Origin of the sequence: Desulfovibrio sp. (assembly GCF_019422935.1) — a bacterium.
GTDB lineage: Bacteria > Desulfobacterota > Desulfovibrionia > Desulfovibrionales > Desulfovibrionaceae > Desulfovibrio.
Genome location: NZ_JAHZCJ010000008.1, coordinates 18239 through 44766 on the forward strand (window position 1 = coordinate 18239; position 26528 = coordinate 44766).

Annotated in this window: 17 protein-coding genes; 8 read left to right on the forward strand and 9 right to left on the reverse strand. The window is 57.6% G+C overall.

The features are described 5' to 3' along the window. Nucleotides 1-77: 77 nt before the first annotated feature. Entirely contained in the window at nt 78-689 is a 612-nt protein-coding gene (locus QZ383_RS10745; RefSeq protein ID WP_291445355.1) for a hypothetical protein, read from the forward strand. Between the two features lie 163 nt (nt 690-852). On the opposite strand, the gene QZ383_RS10750 is transcribed toward QZ383_RS10745, so the two are convergent. Together QZ383_RS10750 and QZ383_RS10755 are read right to left on the reverse strand one after the other, a co-directional pair. Beyond that, nucleotides 853-1740, reverse strand: coding sequence for a DMT family transporter (locus QZ383_RS10750; RefSeq protein ID WP_291445356.1), 888 nt, complete (start codon nt 1738-1740; stop codon nt 853-855). Between the two features lie 111 nt (nt 1741-1851). After that, entirely contained in the window at nt 1852-2442 is a 591-nt protein-coding gene (locus QZ383_RS10755; RefSeq protein ID WP_291445359.1) for an RNA methyltransferase, read from the reverse strand. A 179-nt stretch (nt 2443-2621) separates the two neighbouring features. On the opposite strand from QZ383_RS10755, the gene QZ383_RS10760 reads away from it, so the two are divergent. After that, nucleotides 2622-4079 carry a sodium:proton antiporter gene (locus tag QZ383_RS10760; protein ID WP_291445360.1) on the forward strand — a complete coding sequence of 486 codons (1458 nt, stop codon included), beginning with the start codon at nt 2622-2624 and terminating at the stop codon, nt 4077-4079. A 312-nt stretch (nt 4080-4391) separates the two neighbouring features. Here the strand turns inward: QZ383_RS10760 and QZ383_RS10765 are convergent, their stop codons facing one another. Further along, nucleotides 4392-5783 (reverse strand): radical SAM protein, encoded by a 1392-nt coding sequence (locus QZ383_RS10765; protein WP_291445361.1) that lies wholly within the window; start codon nt 5781-5783, stop codon nt 4392-4394. 403 nt (nt 5784-6186) lie between these two features. On the opposite strand from QZ383_RS10765, the gene QZ383_RS10770 reads away from it, so the two are divergent. Both QZ383_RS10770 and ald read left to right on the forward strand, forming a co-directional pair. Continuing rightward, complete coding sequence (locus tag QZ383_RS10770) at nt 6187-7251, forward strand: BMP family ABC transporter substrate-binding protein (RefSeq protein WP_291445362.1); 1065 nt, start codon at nt 6187-6189, stop codon at nt 7249-7251. A gap of 188 nt (nt 7252-7439) precedes the next feature. After that, a complete protein-coding gene (ald, locus tag QZ383_RS10775) occupies nt 7440-8558 on the forward strand; it encodes an alanine dehydrogenase (RefSeq protein WP_291445364.1) in 1119 nt (372 codons plus the stop codon). 118 nt (nt 8559-8676) lie between these two features. Here ald and QZ383_RS10780 read toward each other — a convergent pair whose 3' ends face one another. The 4 genes from QZ383_RS10780 to QZ383_RS10795 form a co-directional block, all read right to left on the reverse strand. Then, nucleotides 8677-9675 carry a bifunctional methionine sulfoxide reductase B/A protein gene (locus QZ383_RS10780; RefSeq protein ID WP_291445366.1) on the reverse strand — a complete coding sequence of 333 codons (999 nt, stop codon included), beginning with the start codon at nt 9673-9675 and terminating at the stop codon, nt 8677-8679. Between the two features lie 274 nt (nt 9676-9949). Further along, nucleotides 9950-10936, reverse strand: coding sequence for a UDP-glucose 4-epimerase GalE (gene galE, locus QZ383_RS10785; protein ID WP_291445368.1), 987 nt, complete (start codon nt 10934-10936; stop codon nt 9950-9952). Between the two features lie 248 nt (nt 10937-11184). Further along, nucleotides 11185-11631: a flavodoxin gene (locus tag QZ383_RS10790; RefSeq protein WP_022659487.1), complete on the reverse strand. Its 447-nt coding sequence runs from the start codon at nt 11629-11631 to the stop codon at nt 11185-11187. 299 nt (nt 11632-11930) lie between these two features. Continuing rightward, the gene (locus QZ383_RS10795) at nt 11931-13358 is read right to left on the reverse strand and encodes a radical SAM protein (protein ID WP_291445371.1); all 1428 of its coding nucleotides are present in this window, start codon (nt 13356-13358) and stop codon (nt 11931-11933) included. A gap of 83 nt (nt 13359-13441) precedes the next feature. Between QZ383_RS10795 and QZ383_RS10800 the strand changes: the two genes are divergently transcribed. After that, nucleotides 13442-13825: a hypothetical protein gene (locus tag QZ383_RS10800; protein ID WP_291445373.1), complete on the forward strand. Its 384-nt coding sequence runs from the start codon at nt 13442-13444 to the stop codon at nt 13823-13825. Between the two features lie 46 nt (nt 13826-13871). On the opposite strand, the gene QZ383_RS10805 is transcribed toward QZ383_RS10800, so the two are convergent. Continuing rightward, nucleotides 13872-14924 carry a glycosyltransferase gene (locus tag QZ383_RS10805; RefSeq protein WP_291445375.1) on the reverse strand — a complete coding sequence of 351 codons (1053 nt, stop codon included), beginning with the start codon at nt 14922-14924 and terminating at the stop codon, nt 13872-13874. Nucleotides 14925-15069: 145 nt separating this feature from the next. Between QZ383_RS10805 and QZ383_RS10810 the strand changes: the two genes are divergently transcribed. The 3 genes from QZ383_RS10810 (at nt 15070) to QZ383_RS10820 (ending at nt 22136) form a co-directional block, all read left to right on the forward strand. Next, entirely contained in the window at nt 15070-18558 is a 3489-nt protein-coding gene (locus QZ383_RS10810) for an AsmA-like C-terminal region-containing protein (RefSeq protein ID WP_291445378.1), read from the forward strand. Nucleotides 18559-18689: 131 nt separating this feature from the next. Further along, a complete protein-coding gene (locus QZ383_RS10815; RefSeq protein ID WP_291445379.1) occupies nt 18690-19361 on the forward strand; it encodes an adenylate kinase in 672 nt (223 codons plus the stop codon). A 531-nt stretch (nt 19362-19892) separates the two neighbouring features. Beyond that, complete coding sequence (locus QZ383_RS10820) at nt 19893-22136, forward strand: GGDEF domain-containing protein (RefSeq protein ID WP_291445382.1); 2244 nt, start codon at nt 19893-19895, stop codon at nt 22134-22136. 108 nt (nt 22137-22244) lie between these two features. Here QZ383_RS10820 and glgP read toward each other — a convergent pair whose 3' ends face one another. Further along, on the reverse strand, nt 22245-26501 hold the full coding sequence (glgP, locus tag QZ383_RS10825) for an alpha-glucan family phosphorylase (RefSeq protein WP_291445383.1): 4257 nt from the start codon (nt 26499-26501) through the stop codon (nt 22245-22247). Between the last annotated feature and the right edge of the window lie 27 nt (nt 26502-26528).

Consider the following 26528-nt stretch of genomic DNA (forward strand, 5'->3'; position numbering starts at 1 on the left):
GACAAGCCTTGCCGAAAGCGGTATAAAAATTTTTACAGCACGTCTGTTTCTGCAACCATCTGTCTGCGGGAGGATGTATGCCGCGTCATATACATTGTTTACTGATTGTTCTGTTGCTTGCCGCACTGTCGGATTCTGTCCGGGCCGCCGAAAGCGAAGTCACCGCCCGCAGTATCTTTACACTGCTGCCTGAAAGTATTTTTGAAAACACTCCTGAAGGTCTGAGCCCGCAGGAAAAGCAGAAACTGCTTTCTGCCGGGCATTCGGAATTTTGGGAGATCGCCGGAGAAACGGAAGACGTACTGGTGTTCGCCTCCATGCCGTTCAGGGATACAGCCGTTGCCCTGCGCCTGTTCCGCAACGCTACGGACGGCTCCGTACTTGCCGCATTCGGCACTCTGGGCGGCGCTGTGTGCACCCTTGAGCTATGGCGGGTTGACGCCTCCGGCCGCGCCGTGCCGGTGGACACCCCGCAAGAGCCGGACATAAGCGCATTTTTTGCCCCGGGCCGCAAAATGCCGCCCGATGTTCAGGCTACGGTCATGATCTGCCTTGGCCTTGGCGGCCTCAAGGCGCAGCCCATGTTCTGGACCAGTACGGGCATGGCCCATGTTCCGGTAGACAATGACGTAAGCTTTCAGTGGAACGGCAAAAGTTTTGAAAAGCTGGTGCAGCCGCACACCGATTAGCGGCCCAGCGTAAAAATCAGGGTTGGGTTCCCGCAAGGGAAAGGCCCGTTTCTGCCGGAAATCTCCAGCAGAAACGGGCCTTGTTTTGTGTGAAAATTCAGCATTGGGCAACGCCTACAGTGCTATCTTATTCTCTAACACAGCCAGAAAGCAAAAGAGCAGTTTAGCCCCGCTTGCCCGCAAGGCTGAACAGCACCAAAGCCCCCATGATGATCGCGCCGCCCGCAAAAGTAGAGGCCTCGGGCAGGCCGCCAGTCACCGCAAAATCAAGCAGCATGGACAAAAAAGGCGTCAGGAACATGTAGTTGGTCACAAGGCTTGTGCGCGGGGCCAGGGCAAGGGCTCTGGTCCAGAGCAGGTAGGCAGCCGCGCTGGGGAAAATCCCCAGAAAAAGCGCAAGCCACAACGCGCTGGCGGGCGCAGCCTGCACCTGGGCCACGGTTTGCGGCAGGCAGTAGAGCAAAAACAGTGTACCCGCAAAAAAACTCCAGGCCGCGATTTCCATGGAGCCGTAGTGTCGCGACAATGAGCGCTGCGTAATATTATAAAGGCTTATAAGCACTGCGGCCACCAGCACCCAGCCCATGCCGGGGGCCAGCATAAATCCCTGCCCGCCGCCGTTCATCACCACTACGCCGCCAAATGCCAGCGCAAGCGCAAGCCAGCGCAGTACGGGCAAACGCTCGCTGAAGAACAGCCGCGCCAGCGCCGCCGTCAGAATGGGAGCCGTGGAAATGACAATGCAGTTGGTAGTGGGGTTGAGGGTGATGGAACCCTCATTGAAGGCCAGCAGATACAGCGTGAAGCCGCTCAGCCCTGCCGCAGCAAACAGGGGCAGATGCCGGGCAGAAGGGACAAAAAATCCCCCGCGCGCCCTGCCCCTTGCCAGCAAAATGCCAACAAAAGCCAGCGATGCCACCGCGCAGCGTACAAGGCCCAGCGGGCCTGGCGTAAAAAATGCCAGCGCAACCTTGGTGTACACATAGGCGGTTGACCACAGTACAACAGTGGCAAAGGCATAGGCCTGACAGATCAGCGCGGGATTGTTCATGACTATTCTTGGCGAATAGTTACATGCGGCGGAAGCCCGAAGTATCGCCCGCATACGCCGCGCGGGCGGCCCGGGCTTTCGTGGCCGGATATCGGCCAGTTCGGGCTATCGTTATTTTTCCAGCCACTCCCCAAGGCGGGTTGCGAGAGTTGCCTCATCAAAGCGCGGGGTGGCGTACATGCCTGCGGCCTCGCGCTGGCGGGCTGCTTCTGCAAGAATAATGGCCGAGGCCACAGAAACGTTGAAGCTCTGGATCATGCCGTACATGGGGATGTACAGCTCGCCATCGGCGGCAGCCAGCAGTTCCGGCTCAACGCCGCTGTGCTCGTTGCCCATAATCACCGCCGTGGGGCGGGTGAAATCCCAATCACGCATGGGGCGTGCCTTTTCTGTAAACGAGGTGGCAAGCACCTGCATGCCCTGACCGCGCAGCTCTGCCATCATGCCTTCGCAGGTTTTGTGGCGCTCGGTTTCTACCCATTTGCGGGCCGAGGCCGATGTTTTGCGCCCCAAAGCTGGAAATGCCGTGTTGGTGTAATACAGGTGCACACGGCTGACGCCAAAAGCATCACACGAGCGGTAAATGGCCGAAACGTTGTGCGGGTCGTGGATATTGGCAAGCACCAGCGTAAGGTCCGGCTGGCGGTGACTCAGCACTTCCAGAAAGCGGGCCTTGCGCCGTGCCGTAGGTTCTTTGGGCATGGCTGATTCCTTACACATGTAATTGATTGCTGCCCTTGTGTGGCAGAAAACGGCCATTCAGGCAAGTGCGCCGATCTGCCGGGATGGACGGATAATTCCGGTTAGGGTATGTTCAACGCACTAACCTTGGTCGATTTTTCTTATCGGCCTGCAATCCATTCACTTTTTTCAGGAGCAACATGAATCTACTCCGCCTCTCTGCATATGCTCTGAGCGCACTGCTGCTTACTCCTTACACGGCTCTTGCCGCCGCCGACCATCTTACAGTTCCCGGCACCCTCTCCGCATGGTGGATCATCCCTTTTGCGGGCATGCTGCTTTCCATAGCCATACTGCCGCTGACCGCCCATATTTTCTGGGAACATCACCGGGGCAAGATTTCCATTTTCTGGGCGCTCACCTTTCTTGTCCCATGCCTGGCTGTCTATGGCCCCGGCGTGACCTTCTATGAATTCTGCCACATCATCCTGCTGGATTACGTGCCCTTCCTTGTACTCCTTTTTTCGCTGTACACGGTTGCAGGAGGCGTGCGCCTTAAAGGTTCACTCACAGGCACGCCGCCCGTGAATCTGGGCATTCTCGCCATAGGAACCGTGCTGGCAAGCTGGATGGGCACCACAGGGGCCGCCATGCTGCTTGTGCGCCCACTGCTGCGGGCCAATGCGCACCGCAAATACCGTGTGCATTCTGTGGTATTTTTCATTTTTCTGGTGGCAAACATCGGCGGTTCGCTCTCGCCGCTGGGCGACCCGCCGCTGTTTTTGGGTTTTTTAAAGGGCGTGGACTTTTTCTGGACAACCTCGCACCTGTTCTTGAAAACCCTGAGCCTTTCCACTGCCCTGCTGGCGATCTACTTTGTTCTGGACATGGTGCTGTATAACAAGGAAGGCCGCCCCGTGCCGCCGATCAGCCCTGCCGACGCTTCGCCAGAGAGGCCGGGGCAGGTACTGCCCAGCCAGGAAAGACTCGGACTTGACGGCAAGATCAACCTGCTGTTTCTGCTGGGCGTGGTGACTGCCGTGCTGCTTTCCGGCCTGTTCCCGCTGGGAACAATCGCCACGGTGGGCGGCGTACCGCTGGAAGCCCAAAACGTGCTGCGCGATGCCGCTCTGCTCTGTCTGGCGTGGCTTTCCATGCGCTATACCAGCCGCAGATGCCGCGAACTGAACGGTTTTACATGGGGGCCCATTGAAGAAGTGGCTCAACTCTTCTTTGGCATTTTTGTCAGTATGATTCCGGCCATGGCCATTCTCAAGGCAGGAACCTCCGGCGCGCTGGCCCCGCTGGTGGAACTGGTCTCGCGCGATGGACAGCCGGTCAATGCCATGTACTTCTGGCTGACGGGCATTCTTTCCAGCTTTCTGGATAACGCCCCGACCTACATGGTCTTTTTCAACACTGCTGGTGGTGATGCGCAAACGCTCATGCACCATATGCCCGAAACTCTGGCGGCCATTTCGGCTGGCGCGGTCTTTATGGGCGCATGCAGCTACATAGGCAACGCGCCCAATTTTATGGTTCGGGCCATTGCGGAAGATCAGGGCGTGCGGATGCCCGGATTTTTCGGCTACATTTTGTGGTCGTTCTGCATTCTTGTGCCGCTGTTCGCCCTGCTGACCTGGTTTTTCTTTACCTAGGCGGCTGGTCTGGCCGGAGTTGAGCAGGCTGCTGACACGACCTTAGGACGTCAATACGCAAAAAGGCGGGCATGAAGCCCGCCTGATACTGATCAAACGCCGCTTTGCGGCATTTGCGCCGCCAGCGTCAGCAAAGCCGCCGGGCGGAATACACGGAAACCAGTCGCTATCGGTGCGGCAAAGCCGCAACCGGCTCCTGATTTCCGACTGTGTTGACAGCGTCAACACGCAAAAAGGCGGGCATAAAGCCCGCCTTTTTGCGTTAACAACAGAGTACGCTTGCCGTTGAGGGTTTTATCTGCAAGCGGTCTGTTAAATGAATTCGTCAATGCGGCCAGCGCGCACCTTGGTCAGCAGCCTCTTGGCCGCGCCAAGCTCACCCGTGGTCATTCTGTCCATTTTTTCGGCCAGCAGCTGCTCACCGATCATACGCGTGTAGGGCGTGGCATAGTGCAGCAGAAATTCCAGGAACGAAGCCGCAGAGTTGGGGCCGCACTGGTTTTTCATGCCGCATTCGCGCACCATGGAAAGGAACTCCTCACCCGTGCGCCCCAGACGGGGGCAAGCCGCGCAAAATGACGGCAGATGGCGGGCTTCTTCCAGCAGAAAGCGCACCACCTCATCCACATGGCAGTCTTCGCCAATGGGGAAGGGAACCTTGTGCTCGGGATTGTCGATCCAGTTGCCGTAGGGATTGGCAACGCTGCCCGTGAGCAATTGCGAAGCGCCCGCGCTACAGCCATCGCGCCACAGGCCCGCAGGTTCCTTGGTGGTCAGGATGATGCCCGCGTAAGGAACCGCCAGCCGGGCAATAGCCACGCAACGCAGGTAGTCGGCATCGCTCACGGGATAGGGCGTTTGCATATTGCTGCCGGGGGCGCAACGCATGCGGTGCAGGCTCAGGGTGCGGCAGCCGGTGTCATAGGCCCGCAGCAAATGCGCCTGATGCTGCACAATACCCAGCAGATCGTACTGCCAGGGGCCAAGGCCCAGCATCAGGCCGCCGCCCACGTCGGGCACTCCAGCCTGGAAGGCAACATCGGCGGCGTTCAGCCGGGCATAGTAATCACTCTTGGGGCCAGAGATGTGGGCTGCGCGATAGCAGGCCTCGTGGTAGGTGTCCTGATAGATCAGTACTGTGCCCACATACGATTCCAGCAGGGCGGCATACTCGTGCGATTCCAGAGCACCCACGTTCACGTTGACGCTGTGCACCTCGCCCACGCCGTCAAAAGCCGTGTAGAGGATACTTATGGCCTCGGCCAGATATTCAATATCCGCATTGGGCAACTGCCCGCTGACAAGAAAAATACGTTTGTGGCCCTGACGGATGAGCTTGAGGGCTGCCTCGCGCATTTCAGGCGAGGTCATGTACTTGCGCTCAACGGCCTTGTTGCTTTTGCGGTTGGCGCAATACAGGCATTCGCTGCCGCAGTGGTTGGAGATGTGCAGGGGGGCGGAAAGTACAATACGGTCCCCGTAAACCTTTTGCTTGACTTCATCGGCGGCAGCCATAATGCGGCCAACGCCCACGCCGTCCTGCACGCGCATGAGGGCGACCGTTTCCGCCAAGGTTAAAGGCTGCAATTCAAGCGACTTGTTGAGGATATCCCGAAGCTCTGCGGCGTCAGGTGCTGTTTCCCTTTCCAGAGCTGTGCCAATGGCCTGGGCATCAAACCAGCGGGGCTGTGCATCAACAGACATGGGAACCTTCCTTGCAATAATTTTCAATAATTTCAGCAGGATTATCGCAATAACAACCCTGCGCTACATGTTACTTTGTTCACAAGCAGCACGTTATTTATTTCACATTCGCAAGTCAAGGTGTGTACACGCACTTGTTTGATTAATCAAACTATAAATTGGGCTGTTGCCTGAAAAATAAGCTAAATGAAACTGGCAAGATAGAAAAAGCACTCTCCTCCTGCGACCAAAATCAAACACATAAAAAAATTTTGTATTTATTTGCGCAGTGCCTGCCAGCAGATGCTCTTGCGCCGCAAAAGCCGCAGCGATATATTGCGCATGGCAAAAAAAGGGCACTCAGCCTGCCAAAAACCTAAAAAAATAGATCCCTCTGCCCGCACATCCACTTCAAGGAAAATCCATGTTCTCACTCCGCCCTGTTTCCCTTATGCTGGCCTTTTTGTTCTTCCTTTGCCTTGGCTTTGCCCAGCCAGCCCATTGCGCCGAAAAGCCCCAAGGCCCCCTGCGCGTGGCCCTTCTGCTGGAAACGCCCACGGGCGATAACGACTGGAACGACAGTCTTGTGGACGGCCTGAGGCAGGCCGAGCGCGAGCTGGGCATAAAGGCCTCTGTGATTACCGCCCAGCCAGGGCATGACGAAGCAGCGCTTCAGGAGATGTTCCGCGCGGCTGCGGGCAACAATGATCTGGTACTGGTGGCCTCCAACGGTCTGCACGAAGTGCTGCGCAACAATGCCGCCAACTTTCGCCGCACCATGTTTGGCTGCATTGATGCCGGCATCCGCGCGCCCAATATAATGTCCGTAACCTTTGCCGACGAGCAGGCGGCCTATCTTGCCGGGGCGGCTGCGGCCATGCTTGCGCGGCAGACCGGCATGCCCGGCATAAGCGGGCGCAAAATTATCGGCTGGATAACGGGCGAGGACTGCCCCGCCATGCGCTCCCTGCTGGGAGGATTCACCGAGGGCGCGCGCGTGATTGACCCGGAAGTACGTGTCGTCAACGTGGTTACAGGTTCATTTGCCAATGCGGAGGCTGGCCGTGCCGCAGCAAAGAACCTGCTCGACCAGGGTGCGGATATTCTGGTGCTGGCCAGCGGCATGGGCAACGGCCCTGCCCTGCAGGAGGTTAAGGCGCGCAACGCATATGCCGTGGGCCTGAACACCGACAAGGACAACCTGCTGCCCGGCCATGTGCTCACATCCATCCTCAAGCACCCCAACAAGGCCGCGTACGACATCATAGCCGCTACGGCATCCGGTCACTTTGCAGGCAAGGAAATCCTCGTGCGCGACCTGCAAAACGGTGGAGTGGACATTACATCTATGGAGCCTTTCAAGGCTGGGGCTGGCAAGAATCTTCCCCCAGATATGGATCGCCGTCTGCGTGAACTGCGGGGCGAAATCACCAATGGCGGCATCCGGCTCAAATCATTGCGGGAACGCACCTTGTGCGATTGTCTGTAAGAAGACGCCGCAAAACATCGCAATTTTATTGCTGATAAACGGGAAAAAATATACGGTTTCATATCGGGCGAATCAGGCCGCCCGAAAGGCGTCATCCCCCCCAGCGCCCCAGACCATGGAAGAAGCATGCCCCCAGCGTGACCGGTATTGCCGGTTTCGCCACAACCATAAGCTTGCGAGGACTATCCATGATTATTGGCGTCACCAAGGAGATCAAGGCCGATGAATACCGCGTGGGCATCACGCCCGCCGGGGTCAAGGCGCTCACTGACCACGGGCACAAGGTTCTGGTAGAAAGCGGCGCAGGGCTTGGCAGCCGCATTGGCGATGACGAATTTGCCAAGGCTGGCGCGAGCATGCTGCCAGTGGGCGATGTATGGGCCAAGGCTGAAATGATCATGAAGGTCAAGGAGCCACTGCCCAGCGAATACAAATATTTTCGCCCCGGCCTGCTGCTCTTTACCTACCTGCATCTTGCAGCGGACAAGGAGCTCACCGATGCCCTGCTCAATTCCGGTGTGGTGGGCCTTGCATACGAAACCGTACAGCCCAAGGATCGCAGTCTGCCGCTGCTGGCCCCCATGTCTGAAGTGGCGGGCCGTATGGCCGTGCAGATGGGGTCCTATATCCTGACCAAACAGGCAGGCGGCGCGGGTATGCTGCTGGGCGGCGTAGCTGGTGTGCAGCGCGCCAGGGTCGCCATTGTGGGCGGCGGCACTGTTGGTACGGAAGCCGCCAAAATGGCCATGGGCCTTGGCGCGGAAGTGACAATTCTGGACAACAATCTGAACCGCCTGCGCTATCTGGGCGATATTTTCTCTTCCCGCGTCCAGACCCTCGCTTCCAACGAATACAATATTGCCGGGGCCGTTCAGGAATCCGATCTCGTTATCGGCTCCGTGCTTATTCCCGGCGCCATGGCCCCCAAACTGGTGACAGAAGCCATGATAAAAACCATGCGCCCCGGCAGCGTGGTGGTGGATGTGGCCATTGACCAAGGTGGTTCGTTTGAAACCACGGCGGGCAGGCCCACAACCCACCACGAACCCACCTATGAAAAGCACGGCGTCATCCACTACGCCGTTGCCAACATTCCTGGGGCCGTGCCGGTCACGTCAACCTATGCCTTGACCAACGCCACTCTGCCCTTTGCGGTGGAACTGGCGGACAAAGGCTGGAAAAATGCCTGCCGCGACAATATCGCCCTTGAGCGCGGCCTGAATACGGTTGATGGGCAATGCACCTTTGCGGGCGTGGCCGAAGCCTTTGGCCTGCCCTGCGCCTCCACTGCCCAGATACTGCGTTAACTGCAAAAGATTCAAAAAAAATTCAGGCCCGTTTCAGGGAGAACAAACGCTCCGCATCTGAAACGGGCCTGTCTGCGTGCAGCAGAGGGAAATAGCGGGCCGCCGTCAGCCAAACCTTTTATTTAACCGGGGTTCCATCCACCCTTTGCGAAAAGCGCGGCACAGACATGTGGCATACGCCCCGCCCCGTACGGCGAGCAAAATCCTGATGGTAGGCCTCGGCCTCATAAAAAGGCCCTGCGGGCGCGATCTGCGTAACCACCTTGTAGCCAAGCTCGCGCAGGCGCGCCACCAGCTTTTCGACCACGGCCTTTTGTTCCGCGCCCTGATAAAAGACCGCTGAACGGTACTGCTCGCCCCAGTCCGGCCCTTGCCTGTTGAGCTGTGTGGGATCGTGGATTTCAAAAAAACGGCGCAAAATCTGCTCGTAACTCACGCGCGAGGGATCATAGCGCACCAGCACGGCCTCCGCATGGCCGGTATCGCCCCGGCACACGTCTTCATAACTGGGGTTGACCGTGTGACCGCCCGTATAACCCGAAATCGCCTCGCACACGCCCGGTATTTTCTGAAAAGCGTCTTCCACCCCCCAGAAGCAGCCGCCAGCCACAATGGCTGAAGCAGTGCATCCTCCAGAGGCTGTATTCTGCCCTGAAGCCCCGGTAGACGCCAGCGGAGCGCCCCCGGCAGCGGAGGTTTCCTTCTTTGCAGCCAACCTCGCCAGAGCCGCTTTTTCCGCCTCGCTGCCCGCAGGGGCAAAACTCATGGACAGCGAATTGACGCAATATCGCGTGTTTTTTTCGGTGAATCCTTCACCCTCAAACACATGCCCCAGATGCCCGCCACAGTTGGCGCAGAGAATCTCAACTCTGCGACCATCTGCATCGGGCACACGGCGCACCGCACCGGGCACCGCCGTGTCAAAACTGGGCCAGCCGCAGCCGGACTCGAACTTGTCGTCAGAATGGTAGAGCGGCATGCCGCACTGGCGGCAGATATAGGTGCCCGCCTCATGATTGTTGACGTATTTGCCCGTATAGGGCGGCTCTGTGGCCTTGCGCAACAGCACGTCCGCCTCCAGGCCTGAAAGCGGCGGCATGGGATACGTGTTTTGCATCGAAACCTCCGAAGCTGAGGGCGAAGCGCCAAAAACCGCCAATGGCAGACCCGGCAGCAGAGCCAACAGCATGAATGTGCAAATAAGGAGACAACTCGTTCGTCCTAATCTGGGCATGGGTTCCTCCCGGCGCAGGCAGCGCATACGTTTTACATAAGCACAAGGGCGATCATGTCGAGGGGGATGCACGGTCTGCCCTTCCGGCAGACCGCACAAAAAAGCGCCCATCCGCAGAGCGGACAGGCGCAAGACAGTCGCGGCGCAAACCGGCATGTTATTCGGCAAATCCTTCTGGATTACGCGAGTGCCAGTTCCAGGCCGAGGCGATGATGCTGTCTATATCAGCGCGGGCTGTCCAGCCCAGCACCTCGGCGGCGCGTTGGGCGGAGGCCACCAGCCGTGCCGGATCACCGGGGCGGCGCGCTCCGATGCTGACGGCAATGTCGCGTCCGGTCACACGACGCGCTGCTTCCACCATCTGCCGCACAGAAAATCCCGTGCCGTTGCCCAGGTTGCACACTTCGCTGCCGCCGCCGCCACGCAGGTAATCCACAGCGCGCAGGTGCGCGTCGGCCAGCTCCATCACGTCCAGATAGTCGCGAATGCACGTACCGTCCGGCGTGGGATAATCATCGCCAAAAATGGTGACATGGGGCCTTTTGCCCAGCGGCACCTGAAGAATGATGGGGATAAGATGGCTTTCCGGCCTGTGATCCTCGCCAATAAGGCCCTGAGGCCATGCGCCAGCCACATTGAAATAACGCAGAATAACAGAGCGTATACCGTGCGCCCTGCCCACCCAGTGCATCATGCGCTCCATGGTGAGCTTGCTTTCGCCATAGGGATTGGTAGGCCGCAGAGGCGCGTGTTCGGGAATGGGGACGACATCAGGTTCGCCATAGACCGAAGCCGTGGACGAAAACACGATCTTGTCCACCCCGTGGCGCGCCATGGCTTCAAGCAGCACCATCATGCCATGTATGTTGTTCTGAAAATATTTGAGCGGCTGCTCCATGCTCTCACCCACAAGGGAGCAGGCGGCAAAGTGCAGCACGGCCTCAATGGGCTGTTCTGAAAATACGGCATCAAGCAATGCCGGATCACGCATATCGCCGGAATAGAGGCGCACATCCTGCGGAACGGAACCACGATGCCCCGTAAGAAAATTGTCGAGCACCACAGGTGTTTCGCCGCGCTCCAACAGGGCGCGCACATTGTGAGAACCGATATATCCGGCACCGCCGCAAACCAGAATTGCCATGAACTCCTCGCTTGTCCGTTACGTTTCGCTCTTGCGAACAATAATTCTGCACTCGACGTAAGGGTTTGGCAAGAGGCGCAATGTGTTGTCTGCGCACCGGCACAGCCTGAGCGTGAGAAACGGAGAAGAACTGCACGATGAACGCAAAGAAAAAGCCCGCTGGCTTCAGGGCAGACATGACACTGACCTGAAACACAGCGGGCCCATATGACGCAGCCGAAAGGCTTAACGCCGTGCGTAGCAGAATTTTACAGCTGCTTGAGCACATCCTCGGCAAACGAAGCCACGGCTTCGGGGTCGTTGGAAGCATCGCCTTCCATCTTGAGCCCCTCGGCAATGATGGTCGCGCCCAGTTCCTTGGCGCGCTCTTCAATGGCAGGCACCGCGCCGCAAAAATGTTCATATTCCTGGTCACCGGAGGCAAAGGCGGCTACCTTGCGGCCAGCCAGCCCGATGCGGTCAAATTCCTCAAACAGGGACAAAAAGTCGTCCTGCATTTCCAGATCTTCCATACCCCAGGCCGAGCAACCAAACAGCACGGCATCATAACCGTCAGCCAGGTTCTCTGCCGAGGCGTCCGCCGCGTTGAGCAGCGTGACTTCATGTCCGCCAGCAGCAATCAGTTCCTCAAGCTTCTGGGCGATGCTTTCCGTATTGCCAGTGCTGGAACCAAAAACAATCAGTACCTTACTCATGACATTCTCCTTCGTTGCGTCTTATTTAAAATTGAAATTCATTTTCTAAATGGATAGGGATGTTCGAATCTCCTGTCAAGGGAAAGAATCACCAGAACTCTTTTATTACATCCCTGTCACTCACGTCCGAGGCTTTTCCAGCAGATTGTGCGGGAATCACAACCAGCGCAACTCCACCTCAGCACGGTACGCAAAGAAAAACTGTGACATTGGTCACAAAAATAAAAAAAGGCGAAAAAAAATCGGAGCCCCGCGCAACTCGCAGGGCTCCGAAACTGTTAACCGTCGGAATACGCTAATTATTCGCTGTCTGATCCGTTGTGCGAGTCCTCTTCCGCCCCGGCGTCCAGACCATCTTCTATTGCCGCTTCTCTTGCGCGCGGGGCTGGCATGCTCCACTCTCCCGGCATGGGCGCGGCAAGCTCGGCTTTTTCACCCAGATAGGGGTTAAAATAGCCATAGCGCAGCCAGGGGCAGAGCTTTTTGAGGCGTTTCATGAACGATGTCAGCCCCATGCTGGGCGAGAGTTCCAGTTTTTGCTCTCCCTCGCCGCCGCTCATGAGCTTGAAGTACCATTCGGGATCAATATTGAGGTTGCGCCATTGGATCATGCTCACGCCGTTTTCGCCCACCAGACGCGCCAGAGCGTCCAGCTCTTCTTCCGTATCCGTAACGCCGGGGAAGACCAGCAGGTTCAACGAAACCCATATGCCACGGCTGCGGGCCTCGCGAATGGAGGCGCGCACATCGTCAAAGGAATAGCCGGATGGCCTGTAATAGCGTTCATAAAGACCGTTACGGGCGCTGTTCAGGCTCACTCGCATGCTGGTCAGCCCCGCTTCGGCAAGGCGGATCACAGCCTCGGGCCGGGAGGCGTTGGTATTACAGTTGACCGTGCCGGGGCCTTCGCCCGCGCGGAACTGGCGCACGCTCTCCACCAGCAGATCAGGGTTCATGAGCGGATCGCCCTCACAGCCCTGACCAAAGGAATAAATGGGCGTACGGGTTTCGCGCCCGGAATGGACGCGCATGACCTCGGCCAGCTCTTCCGGGCTGGGCGTAAAGGCAAGGCGGCACTGCGGCGTTGACTGAATGGGCGAGTCCTTCTCCTGCGCTGAAATACAGCCAATACAGCTGGCGTTGCAGGCGCGGGACGACGGCAGCGGGGCCTCGTAGCGGCCCAGTGCAAAATTGCGGGCCGCAGGGCAATCGTAGCGCGCCACGCAGTTATCCATAATATGACGGATAAGCCTGTTCTTGGGGTAATCGCGCAGCAGGGCGCGGGCGCCCTGCTCAATGCGTCCGCGCGGAATGTTGCTGAAAATCTGCCGAGGTTCGGTATCCACCCTGCGGGCACAGATATAGAAACGCCCTCTGGCGAAGCCCACGGCCCCGTAGGCAAACAGGGGCAACATGGGCGCGTTTTCGCCGCTTTCATAGGCGGGATGAGCCGAAAGCGTATAGCCGGGTGCGGCAAAGGCCGCGACGGCGAGCTGGGCCTCGCCCTCAGGGGGCGCAATGTGCCCGGTTTCGGGGTCAAGGCCCACTGCTTGCCTGCCAGGCAACAAAAAGAACTCGCTTTCCTCCGGCAGGGGAATCAGTTCGTCCGGACGAGGCAGCCCCCACTGCGCGCCTCGCCGACAGACCATGAGCAGATCGGGATCGTCATAGATATTGCCGCGCTCGTCTGCCATTACAAGATGCGGTTCAATGTGTTGCGCGGCCATAAAAGCTCCTTGCCCAAGAAGTGTTGAACGTATATAAAAACTGCTGGCCGGGCCTTCCCGGCCCGTATTTTTGGAGGCCTGCCATGTTTTCCATCATGCTTTTCATTTTTTTGTGCTTCTTCGGAATACTGGCTGTGCTGTACCACATGCTGCGCAGCCAGGAAAAACTTTGCAAATCACTGCACGAAGAACACGCACAGATGCGTGTGCTGCTGCGCTCGCTGGAATCGCGCCTTGACGCGCTGGACGTGACGGAACCTGCCGATGCCGCGTTCCCCCCCAGGGGAGCCGCCCACATTGCGCCCCGCCCTGCCCCGCAGCCTGCGCAAGACCCCCTGCTGCATCTGAGTTTTGACGAACCCACGCAGAGCGTCAGCGTTGCGCCCGATGTAGACCCCGCGCTGGATCTGCACTTTGACCCGGCGGTGGGTATTCCCGCTTCTTCAGGAAGAAACAGCAGAAATTAAAAAACATCAACGTTGAGAATACCCGTTCTCAACGTTTTTTTATTGCTCATTCCCGCCCCGTCAGCCCGAATTTTCCCTTGGCAGCCGCAAGATAGGCCTCGCTCAACCCGGTACTGCGCAACTCCTCGGCCCAATGCAGATAGGGCAAACGCAGGCAATCCTTGCGGATGGCTGCGGCCCTGCCCCTGCGGCGCGCAACACATTGCGGATCGCTGGCCAGGAGGGCGCGCGCCCTGTCACTGAAGGTTCTTGCCCGGTGCACCGCCCTGTGGCCTCCGTCTATGCAGGCCAGAGCGGCCTGGCGCATGCGCGCGGCAACATCCGGGTGCGCAAGCAGATAGCGCACCTGCGCCACGGCCTCGCCAGCAGAGGTTGCAGCATCCACAATGCTGCCATTGTCTGCCGTATCCGCCCCATAGCAGAGCATGTGTTCGCCCTCGGCAAAAATATCCGTCAGCCCGTGCCCGATGCGCGGGGTCACAAGGCAACTGCCGCAGCCCAAGGCCTCAAAAACCCGAAAGTTCAGGTCGCCGTGCTCGCAGTGGTTCAGCACCACCCGCGCCCTTGCATATAAATGGCGGTAGGGGCCGGTTACAATCTGCAATTCCGGCAATCCGCTGCGGCACTTTTCCAGAAAGGCCGCGCGGCGCGGCAGATCGGCATTGACCGTGCCCACAAACACGCAGTCCATATCCTTGGCCGTCTGCGGCTCGGGCGCATCCTGAGCCCAGGCAAAGGCCGGAGACCACCACACCCGATCTGCGGGCAGATACGCCCCTGCAAAACGCGGCAGATGATCACGCAAAGACGCAATGCAGACATCAAAAGCCTGAGCGTAATACGGTTGCCACGAATGGATGTGAGAATCCACGCTGTAGAACACAGTGAGACACGGAAAATCCTCTACGCCAAGCACATAGGGAGCGCGGCTTTTGTCGGCCACTACCAGCACGTCTGGCTCAAAACCCGCAATACGTACCAGATCATGCCAGCCAAACACGGCGGCATGCTCAAAATTATGCCGGGCCACAGCATCCCAGCCGCAGGAAGAAAGGGCGTCGCTGAAAAAAGGACTGCCTATCCACAAAAGCCGCTTCATGCGCCCCCGGCAACAATAATGTGGTTTTGCGCTAACTGCGCACAGTGCTTGGCATCTCCTGCCTGACAGTTGCCAACAGGCCCGATTTGCAATAGGTTCAAAACCTAGCCTCGACGCCCCAAGGCGTCAAGACGCGAGAATGCACATGCTGCTCAACCCTGGCCGACTTCGCCTCATCACGCGCATTTTTTTGGCGCTTCTGTTAACCCTGTCGGCTATGTCGGCGGCGGTCTTTTGGCTTTTGCAACGTAATCCCGAAGCGCTGGCCCAACATTATATTGAACAGATTGCCTCCAGCACCGGCCTGAATATTACTGTTGAATCGGTCAACGTGGCTCTTTTGCCGCTGCCCTCCCTGGCTGTCAGCAATGCCAGCGTGGAGGGCAAGAACTTTAATTTTACCGTTGCCTACGCCACACTCAGGCCCGACTTTCTGGCTCTGCTGCGCGGCGAGCTGCTGCCCCGCAATATCACCCTGCTGCGCCCCCGCCTCAAGGGCGAACTGCCCGTGGCGCTCAGCCTGCCCTTTCTGTTCCCTGACAATGCCGAGGACGCACAGCCCAGTGCGGCACATGCTGACACGGCTCTGTCTGCGACACCCCAGTCCACGCCAGTAAGCGGAGCACCCAAAAAAAACTCTCCCAAATCCGCCCCTCAGCCTGCCGCATCTCCAGAGGCAAAGGTCAGCACGTCACCGACACAGGATGCAACGCTTCCATCCGCAACCAATGCGACGGCTCCCTCGCAAAGCGTTGCCGCACAAGAGCAACCCTCTGAGCAGGATTCCGTGCAGTCGTGGCTGGCCCGACTCGCCGGGGACAACATTGGAGGCACGGCACTGTTGCCGGGCATTTTGCCGGGTCGCTTCAGACTGGCTGTTTCACAGGGCGAAGTGGACATCATCGGCGCGGACAAAACGCAAATGACGGCCAACGGACTGCAATGCGACCTGGAAACCGCCTCGGGCACACGCCTTGAGGGCAACTTTTTTTGCGCCACAGCGATTCTTCAGCCAGAAGGTCAACTGCCAGCCCGGATTGAACACCTCAACCTGGAAGGCAAGACAGACCTCTCGGCCCCTCTGGCAAAAACGCCGCAACTGACGATCAAAGGCACCATGCAGTTGCCCAACTGGCTGGCCCGCCTCAACTTCGCACTGGGCCTCAAGACTGACGCCAATGGCTGGAGCCTGACCAGCGACCTTGAAGGCGAACTTCGCAAGGATGAAGTGCTGCTGCCTGCCCACGTGACAGGCACTGTGGCGCAGCGCAACAAGGAAGATCAGGGCATCAACCTTGAAAACCTGCGCCTGCGGCTTGGGCAGGACGATGTGACCGTCAACGGCCTGCTGCGCCTTGGCGGGCCGGACACATTCAATATTGAAGGACGCCTGCAACTTCAGCGCGCAAGCCTGACGGAATGGCTGGGCTTTGCCCGCAATCTGGCACCCGGCCTTCAGGTGGCGCTGGACGAAGTAACCCTGGGCACGCTTGATTTTTCAGTGGATGGCAAAGGGCTGCGCGTTCCTCATATTGATGTAACCGCCGCAGGCAGCCGCTTTTTGGGTTCCGGCGGCGTTGCGAGCTGGGCCAAACCTGAACTGCTGCTGGATCTCAAGGCCGAGACGGTGAATCTGGGGCGCGCCATCCCCGAATCAGTGGGTACTGTGCCTGCCGAACCGCGATACGGCCACGGTCCGCTCACTCCCATGCCCGGCAAGCCTGTGGTGCCTGGCGAAATCGGTCTTGATTACAACATCCGGCTGGCTGCAACACGGGTGAACTACGGCCCCATCGTTATCAACGATGCGCTGGTCGTCATCAAGCAGGGGCTGGTTGACCAGGTCACCCACTTTGAAGACACCCTGCTGATTGTTGACGGCACTCTTTACGGCGGCAGCGTCAAGGGCGATACCATCATGGGCGGTCACCCGGATACCCCCTACGCCATCCGCCTGCACATGCGTGACGTTAACGGCGAGAATCTGGCAAAAGACCTCCCGGTCATGCCCGTGAGCGGTGGCAAGCTACGCGGTGATGTGGACGTTATGAGCCAGGGGCGCGAGCTGGATGTTTTTCTGGGCAAGTTGCGCGGCACGGTAAGCGCCCGGGCAGAGAAAGGCCAGTTGCGCCCGCCGAACAATATCCCCGGCAAAGCCTCCCCCGGCGCGGTGGGCTTTAAAACGCTTGATGTAAGCCTTAAAGCCCGCACTGCGGGCTGGGAGCAGAGCCGTCTGGGCCTTGAAGGTCAGTGGACCGCCACCATTGCCGATGAAGGCATTGACGCCAGCGTGGACCTCAACGGCAGACTCTGGTTCAGCGGCGATGGCCAGGGCGGCGGCAACATGGATTTTCAAAACCTGCCCGGCACCATCAGCCTGAGCCTCAGCCCGGAAAAATCCTTTCAGCCAGAGGGTCTGCAAGCGCAGATCAGCGGCAAATTCAGCTGTCAGGCGGCGCGCAACCAGCTTTCGGCCACAGACATGCATATGAACGCCCTCGGGGCGGACATTTCCGGCGCAGGGCAACTGGGCATGGGCAAGGACGGTATGGTCTGGCAGGGCAAGGTTTCCGCCTTTATCCCGGACAGCACAAAAACACTGCGACTGCTTGGCGCTGCCAACCCCAATGTGCCCCAACCCCTTCGCCGCATTGAGCTGGACACAGCCTTCAAGGGCGATAGCGGCTCCCTGGCGCTGTCTGAATTCCGCGCCAAGGTGGATCAAAACGACATTTCCGGCAGTATCAGCCTTGACTGGCGCAAGGAGCTGGCCCTGCGATTCAAGCTCTCCGCTCCGCAGATTGACCTTGACCGCTACGTGGGCGACAAGGCCGCCGGTCAGGCAGACGGCAGCAAGAGCAAAAAAAAGACTGACGGCAAACCGTGGGATCTGCGCTTCATGCGGGCATTTTCCGCTGAGGGCGAAGCGCACGTTGGCCAGCTCACCCTGTGGAAACTGCGCACTGACGACCTGCGCCTTAAAGCCAAGATGGAGAACGGAACCCTGCGCTACGAAAGCCAGGGTGGTAAATTTTATGGCTCGCCCGTGTCGGCGCATGGTGAAATGCGCTTCAACAAAGGGATGGGATTTGCCAATGCCCTGTCCATCGAGGGATTTGACCTTGCCGCAGCAAGCAAAGATCGCGGCGGCAGCGCGGCCCTTGGTGGGCGCGCGAGCATAAGCTCCGAGGTTGACGCGGAGCTTACAGGGGCAAACCAGTTGCCCGCGAGACTGAACGGCAAATGGCGCTTCAACGTTCATAACGGCTTTTACCAGTCGCGCGACAAAGACGGTCAGCTCAAGGGCAAACCCACCCACTTTGACGCTGCCGGCAGCTCCGGAGCAATCACCAACGGCATTGCAAAAAGTGGTGATTTTTATCTCAAAGGACAGGACCTCACTGTTACCGGCGGTGGATGGATAGACCTCAACAGTGAGACCCTTGACTGTAACTTCACCGTAAACATGAAGAATCTTCCAGAATTCCCCATGCGCCTTTATGGCAGCCTGGACAACAGCAAAACGTCCATTGGCGCTGGCAAGCTGCTGCTCAACACCATTGGCGGCATCACCCAGGGCTTTGTGGATGTACTTGGCAGCGTGGTGGAAGGCACCTGGAAGCTCTTTCGATAGGCAGCGGCCCTTGGCCGCAACATGTCGAGCATTCTTCCCAGCACCCGTTGACAGGGCCTATTTTAGGGGATAGGGTGCCAGTTGTGTTCTTTTTTGCACAAACTAACTCGGTTCCGGCAAGGAGAGTACCAGTGAATATCCTTATTTTTGGCCCTAACGGCAGCGGCAAAGGCACTCAGGGCGACCTGATCAAGCAGAAGTACAACCTCGCCCACATCGAATCCGGGGCCATCTTCCGTGAACACATCGGCGGCGGCACCGAGCTGGGCAAAAAAGCCAAGGCTTACATTGATCGCGGCGACCTCGTACCCGATGACATCACCATTCCCATGGTGCTGGAAACCCTGAAGACCAAGGGTCAGCAGGGCTGGCTGCTTGATGGTTTTCCCCGCAATACCGTGCAGGCCCAGAAGCTGTGGGACGCCCTCCAGAAAGAAGGCATGCAGCTTGACTACGTGGTTGAAATTCTTCTGCCCCGCGAAGTGGCCAAAAACCGCATCATGGGCCGCCGCCTCTGCAAGAATAACAACAACCACCCCAACAACATCTTCATTGACGCCATTAAGCCCAACGGCGATGTCTGCCGCGTCTGTGGCGGCGCGCTTTCCAGCCGCTCCGATGACCAGGACGAAGGCGCCATCAACAAGCGTCACGACATTTACTACAACATCACCGATGGCACCCTTGCCGCCGCGTACTTCTACAAGGACCTCGCGGGCGCTGGCAAAACCAAGTACATCGAACTGAATGGCGAAGGCAGCATTGATTCCATCAAGGAAACCCTGCTCTCCAAGCTCGCCTAGTTTGCCATTCTGCAGCTGAGAACGCTGCCTCGGCGGTCTGCCAGGCAGACATCTTGCTGTACGGTTATGCATAAAAAAGGCCCTGCTGTTGCAGGGCCTTTTGCTGTTTTTGCCAAGTTAACTGTGATTACCGCACATGGGGCAGACGCATCCCGCCATTGCAAATGCGGCCTCAACAATATTTTTAACTGTTAATCCATTATGTTATAACTTGTTACAAATAAACATCATTATACAGGCTATATATGTTGACAACATCTGGAAACCGCACGTAAACTCTAGAAAATATCACGACTACTGATATTGATTGCACATTCCTTACGCATAACAGGAAAAGTACAGACAGCAGAATTTTCCCTTTCCAGGCCTTTAGCAGAGATACAGAGACTCCCCCGATACAGCTGGAGCGGCAGCAACTGATACTCAGCGGCTTTTTTTGCCGCACCGTGCAGATACAAACTCTTGGGCAATGCCCAGGGGTTCTTTCGTCTCAACGGCCTACCCTGGTTCAAACACCACGGATAATGAGACATGTCAGATATCTCCAAGCCTCTCATATCATTTGCCGTTCTTGTCCTCCTGTTTCTTGCCCCTATTTTTTTCATTCACGATTACGCAAGCGATGTTACATCAAACATCTCAGCCACTACGCTTACGCGCCTTGCCGAGGTGAACGCCCGCGCAGGAAACAATTTTTATCAGGCTGTTCGCAACAGCATGATGGAAATGAGCGGCATGACCAAGTATCTGGCGCAGCAGGAATATCACGTCAGCAGGGAATACGTGCTTGGGCTTGCCCCCCTGTTTTACGCCCACAGCGTGCGTCGTTTCAGCATTGTTGATGCTGAAGGCAATGGTTTTGACGGCGGAGGCACACAGACAGACTACAGCAACGACCCGATCTTTTTACGCGCACGCCAAGGCTTGACCCATGTTGCGACTGCTGGCAGCACCTCCGACCCGCGGCTTCTGATTATTGCCAACCCGCTGGTTGCCCGCGGCAGCGTACAGGCGGTGCTGATCAGCGAGTTCCCGGCTGAAGGCATAGAAACCAATATGGAAACTTGGGCGTTCAGCAACAATACCTACAACATGGTTTTTGACGATTCAGGCCAGCCTCTCTTCTGGTCGCCGCCTCCCGGCAAGGTCATGGATGACCTCTTTGCTTCATTCTCCGGGTGCGGCCTTCCCCAGAATGTTACGGACATGCTGCGGCAAAAATTTGCAGACGGCGCGCAGCAGTCCGTGACTTTTTTTGACAAAGCCACGGGTCTTTTTATCGCCACTACGCCTGTTGAACGTTTTGGCTGGCGCATGGTTTCTTTTGTTCCGCAACAAGCAGGCAATGCGGCAGTTTCAAAACAGTCGCTCATTACCAACGAGCTTGTCTGGCGGCTGGTCATTCTGGCTGGCATCATCCTCACTTTCCTGCTGTTGCTCGAGCGCAACTCCTCCCGCAAGCTGCGCCGCCAGCAGGAGGATTACCGTTCCATTATCACCAGCATGTCCGGCGGGGTTCTCAAATTTTTCAGCCCTGACGGCACATTCCTTTTTGTCAGCCCCAATTATGTAAAAATGCTCGGCTTTACCGAGGCGGAATTTAAAAAAACATACGGCAACAGTTTTGCCGCCACAGTATATGAGCAAGACCGTGAAACAACGCTGCGCACCATGCGCAAGCAGATGAAAAACAGCCAGCCCATAGACGTGGAATACCGCACCCGCACCAAGAGCGGAGCTTTGATCTGGCTGTACCACAAAGGGTCTGTGGTCAACATTGAGCACGGCCGATCGTACATACAAAGCATTGTCTTTGACATTACCCGCAATAAAGAAGCGGCGCTTTCCAAGCGCATATCCGATGAACGGTACCAGTTCATCCTGGAGCAGCACGACATCAACATTTTTGAACAAAATCTGGTCAACGGCTATTTTTCCTGTTCGGCCCAATGGTTGCACACCTTTGGCGCTGTTTTTAATATTCTGGAGAACGACCCGGCCATCCCGCTGTTTCCTGACGATCAGGAACGCCTGGTGGCTTTTCAAAAAGAAGTGCGCCTTGCGCCGCACCAACATAAATGCACTCTTGAGGCGCGTTTGCGTGATGCCGAGGGGGAATACCGCTGGTTTCGCATTGAGGCCTCCAACATAGCCAATACCCAAGGATCCCCCATCTACTCAATTGGCATTATTACTGACATCGACAAGCAAAAATCTCTGGAACTGCAATTACGCACCCAGGCCACACGCGACAGCGGCACGGGCATGCGCAACAAGATGTCTACGGAGAAGGCCGTATCCCAATTTCTGGAAACGCACGAATCCCCCCTGCCGCAATTCTACGCCATGTTCATGGTTGATTTTGACAACTTCAAAGGCGTCAATGACCGATTCGGGCATGCCATGGGCGACAAGGCCCTCTTTGACATGGCCCAGATCATCCGCCGCAATTTCCGTGGTGTGGATATTGTGGGGCGCATCGGCGGCGATGAATTTCTGGTTTTCTGTACAGAAAAAATGTCGCTGCTTGGCATACGCGAGCGCGCCCATATGCTTGTGGAACAACTGCACACCCAGTGCTGCGACCAGCACTCATGCCTCACCCTGACCGCCAGCGTTGGCGTGGCATGCAGCCCACGGGACGGCACAACCTATGCCGAACTGTTCAATAAGGCAGACAAAGCCACCTATGCGGCAAAAAAACTGGGCAGAAACAGGTGCGTGTTCTATAAAGAAATGAATGGCGATTCACCCCAGAGCGACCCACTGCACTAATACTCTTCACCACTCCTTTGCCGCGCCTGATAAAAACTGCCGCGCCCCGTATTCAAACACGGAGCGCGGCAGAATTACGCTTTCATCTCGCAAAGAGCGGTAAAATGCCTAGGCCCAGAGGATATTATCCGTTTCCAGCGGCGACGCCTGCGCCGGATGCACGGGCATGATGCGCACGCCGTACCGGTAATGCCCGCTGAACGTTGGAATGTAGCTTGCGGTATAGCGCATGCCGTCCTGTCCGTTTTCTCCTGATCTCGGTTCAAGCCGCAATATTTCCGGCTTGTCGCGGAAGCTGCCATTAATGAGCGCCTGCCCGATCACAAGTTGCACCAGTATCTCCTGCGGCTTCATTTCGCCAAGATGCATGCGCAGTTGCACACTCACGGGTTCGCCGCAGATCATGGTGTTGTTTTCCACCCCGCTGATGGTCAGTTCGTCCACCTTGACCGTGCCAAAACGCGCGGGCAAATCACTCTGCCAGGCGGCAAGGGCGCGGCAGGCCTCCCAGTGGTTATCACGCAGCATGTTGCGCCTGCGCGCCGCCCGCAGATAAAACTGACGGATATAATCGTTGAGCATGCGGTTGCTGCTGTACATGGCCGTGAGGCTTTTGAGCGAACGCTTGGCCGTGGCAATCCAATTCAGGGGCAGGCCTTCTGCATTGCGCTCAAAATACAGGGGGACAACAGCGTTTTCCAGCAGTGAATACAGATCCTCGGCATCGGCGTAGTCATTCTGCTCGCTGCTGGGCAGTTCTGTGGAAACAACCGGGCCAATGGTCCAGCCGTTCTGGCGGTTATAGCCTTCGCACCACCAACCGTCAGAAATGCTCAGGTTGATGCCGCCGTTGACAGGTAGCTTCATACCGCTGGTGCCCGAGGCCTCGTGCGGCCTGCGCGGCGTGTTCAGCCAGACATCGCAGCCCTGCGCCATAATGCGCGACACAGCCAGACTGTAGTTTTCCACAAAGAATATGCGGCCCAGAAAGCGCTCGTCCCGGCACATGCGCAGCACTTCCTGAATCATGTTGATGCCCGCCTCGTCCGCTGGATGCGCCTTGCCAGAGAACACCAGCACCACAGGGCGATTGGTATTGCTGAGTATGCGGGCCAGCCTGTCCGGGTCTGCAAAAATCAGCGTGGCGCGCTTGTAGGGGGCGAATCTGCGGGCAAAGCCGATGATGAGGGTATCGGGCTTGAGCATGGATTCCATGTGCTTGCGTTCATCCGACGACAAATGGAACTTCTGGATAAATTCCGGGATCCGGCGGCGCAGGTCGTCAAGCAGGGCTTCCTTCTGGTGCATGCGGGCCGCCCAGAAGGCCTCGTCAGGAATATTGTCCACCTTGTCCCATACGCTGGAACCAGGAGGCGACTGCATCCAGCCGGAACCAAGATACTGGTGCAGCAGTTCATGCATCCAGCTACCCACATAGGACGGCACGTGAATACCGTTGGTAACGTGCCCTATGGGCGTTTCCGCCACGGGCAAACTTTTCCAGAGGTTGTTCCACATGTGGCGCGAAACAACACCGTGCAGGCGGCTCACACCGTTGGCCCAGCACGAATGCCGCAAAGCCAGCACCGTCATTTCAAAGGAACTGCTGTTACCGCCCTCTATCTGCCCAAGCTGCACAAACTGCTGCCAGGATAAACCAAGGTTGGCGGCGATTCCGCTGAAATACCGTTCCATCAGCTCCAGAGAAAACGATTCGTTGCCAGCGGGCACGGGCGTGTGCGTGGTAAACACCGTATTGGAGCGCACCCGCACAGTTGCCTCGGCATAGTTCATGCCCATGCTCAGGCATTCCTGAAGGCGTTCCATGGCCATAAAGGCCGAATGCCCTTCATTCATATGAAAAACGCTGGGCATTATGCGCATCGTGCGCAGCAGCCGCATGCCGCCCATGCCGAGCAGCATTTCCTGCAACAGGCGCACCTCGCGGTTGGCCTCATAGAGCTTGTCGGTAATGCGGCGGTCTTCGTCAGTGTTGCGGCGGGTGTCCGTATCCATGAGGTACAGGGTTATGCGCCCCACGGCCATCTTCCACACCCTTGCAAACAGCAGACGGCCCGGCAGTTCAAGCTGCACATAGACCGGCTGGTTGTCCGCATCGTACACCATCGAAATGGGCATGAGGCCGAAGTTGTTGACGGGATACTGGGCCACCTGCCGCCCATCGGCGTCTATATCCTGCCGAAAGTAGCCGTTTTTGTATAAAAGCCCCACGCCCACCAGGGGGATGGCCATGTCCGAGGCAGACTTGAGATGGTCGCCAGAAAGGACGCCCAGCCCGCCTGAATAAATGGGGATGGATTCGCTCAGGCCATATTCCGTGGAAAAATAGGCAATGGGGGCTTCTGGCGTCACATCAGTGCTGAGCGAGCGGATGGGCTCGGCCATGTAGGCATCAAACTTGGCGACGACCTCACGGTAAAGATTCATGTAATCTTCGTTTTCCAGCAGATCGCGGAAGCGTTCCGGGTCGGCCTGCTCCAGCATCCTGAGTGGATTACGCCAGCTTTCCCAATGGGAAGGACTCAAGGCCATAAACAGGGCCTTGGCCTTGTCGTGCCAGCACCACCACACATTACGGGCAATGTCGCGCAGGCGGGAAAGCTCTTCCGGCACCTCGGCAATGGCCATGATGGGCCGCAAAAATGGCGTGGCGGAGCACGATGTGGAAAGCACCCTCGCCAGAGCCGCATGCCCGCAATCGCAGTTAATCCGGGTGGAGGCTTTTTTGAAGGCTATTTCAAAGGCTCTGACGTAGTTTTCAAAAAAGAACTGCCACGATGATTTTTCCGCCAGCGCACGCGCCTCTGCGCGCCATTGGGGCAAATCATCCACTGCGCAGGTGGCAGCGCGGATCAGGTGCTCGTGCAATACTGTGGCGCTCTGCTCAAAGTTCATACCCCTGCGGGGCATGACGCACACGCCCTTGGGCGCAGCGGCCCCCTCCTGCAACTGCGTGCGCGCCCACATGCCAAAACCGGAAAGATCCGTGGTAATGGTGGGCACGGCCCAGGCCGCGCTTTCCTGCGGCGTGTACCCCCACGGCTCGTACCAGGAGGGAAAGCAACCCACATCGCAGGCCGACATGACATCTTCGTAGGGCATATTCAAAAAGCCGTCTTCTCCATTGAGCATGGCTGGCACAAAGATGACCTTGACCTTATTCTCCGGATTGTTGTTCAGGCCCAGCCGACGGCAGGCATTGAGTATGGGATCTTGCGGCGCATTCCAGGCGAAATGCGTGCAGATAAAGGGCAGGCCGTTGTCGTTGGCCTCTGGGTCGCCAGAAACCGCAGCGGTATTAACGCCCGTATGCCCGCCCATGACAAGACATAGGGCAAGAATGGAAGCGTCCGTGCCTGCCAAGCTCTGCTCAAGCTTGGCCAGGGCATCCAGAAAGATGTCCACGCCCTTGTTGTGCATTTCGTAGCGGCCGGAAATGGCGAAAATACGTGTGTTGGCGGGCAGTTCGCAACGCAGGAAGCGGTTGGAGGCCTCCACGATGCGCGCACGGTGTTCCGCGGGGCGGGAGCGGTCTACGGAATAATCGGGAATAACCCGCATATCCAGACCGTTGGTGGTGATGACATCAGGCTGCCGCCCCAGCAGCACCGTTGATTCCTCGCCGGTGATGGGGCTGACGGTGGTAAAAACGTCCGCCTCGCGCGCGCTGGCCCCTTCAAGCGACCACTTGGCCGTGATGTTCAGGGCTGCGGCCTCGTTGGCGGGATTAATGCTGCGCAGGTTGGAGTAGATATCCCGCCCGGTTCCGGCCATGGCCCGCCCAAGCATGGTGGCGTGCGTGGTGAACACCGTCCCTATGCCGGGAGAAAGCCTCTTGAGCGAAAGCAGGCCCGCGCCGCACATCCATTCGTGGAACAGGGCAACGCTGCGGCCCTCAAGGGGTTCCACCCGACTCTCATGAATGGCCTCAATAACCGCACTGCAAGCCGTGGCGAACATGACAGGTTCAATATAGTCCCACCCGCCGGAAAGCGAATCCACACCGTAATTTTTCCACAGATCGTACAAAAGCTGATTGCTGGAATACCGCTTGGTAAAATCCACCAGAATGGCCTTGGGGCGACCGGGAATATTCCAGCGGCCCATGCGGCATTTGAGATCCTTTGTGGCAAATGCCAGACGGAGCGAATCCCAGATATTCTCGTCCGTTTCTTCAAAACCCACATTTTCCGCCAGGGACGGGCCAAGGAGAAAATAATCCTCGCCAAACTGCTCTACAGCCTGCAATGCCTTGCTGCTGACCACAGAGTAAATGCCCCCCACCTTGTTGCAGACTTCCCAACTGACCTCAAACAACGTGACGGTGCTGTTATCGAAATTCATGATTTCTCCTTGTGGAAAAGCCGATTG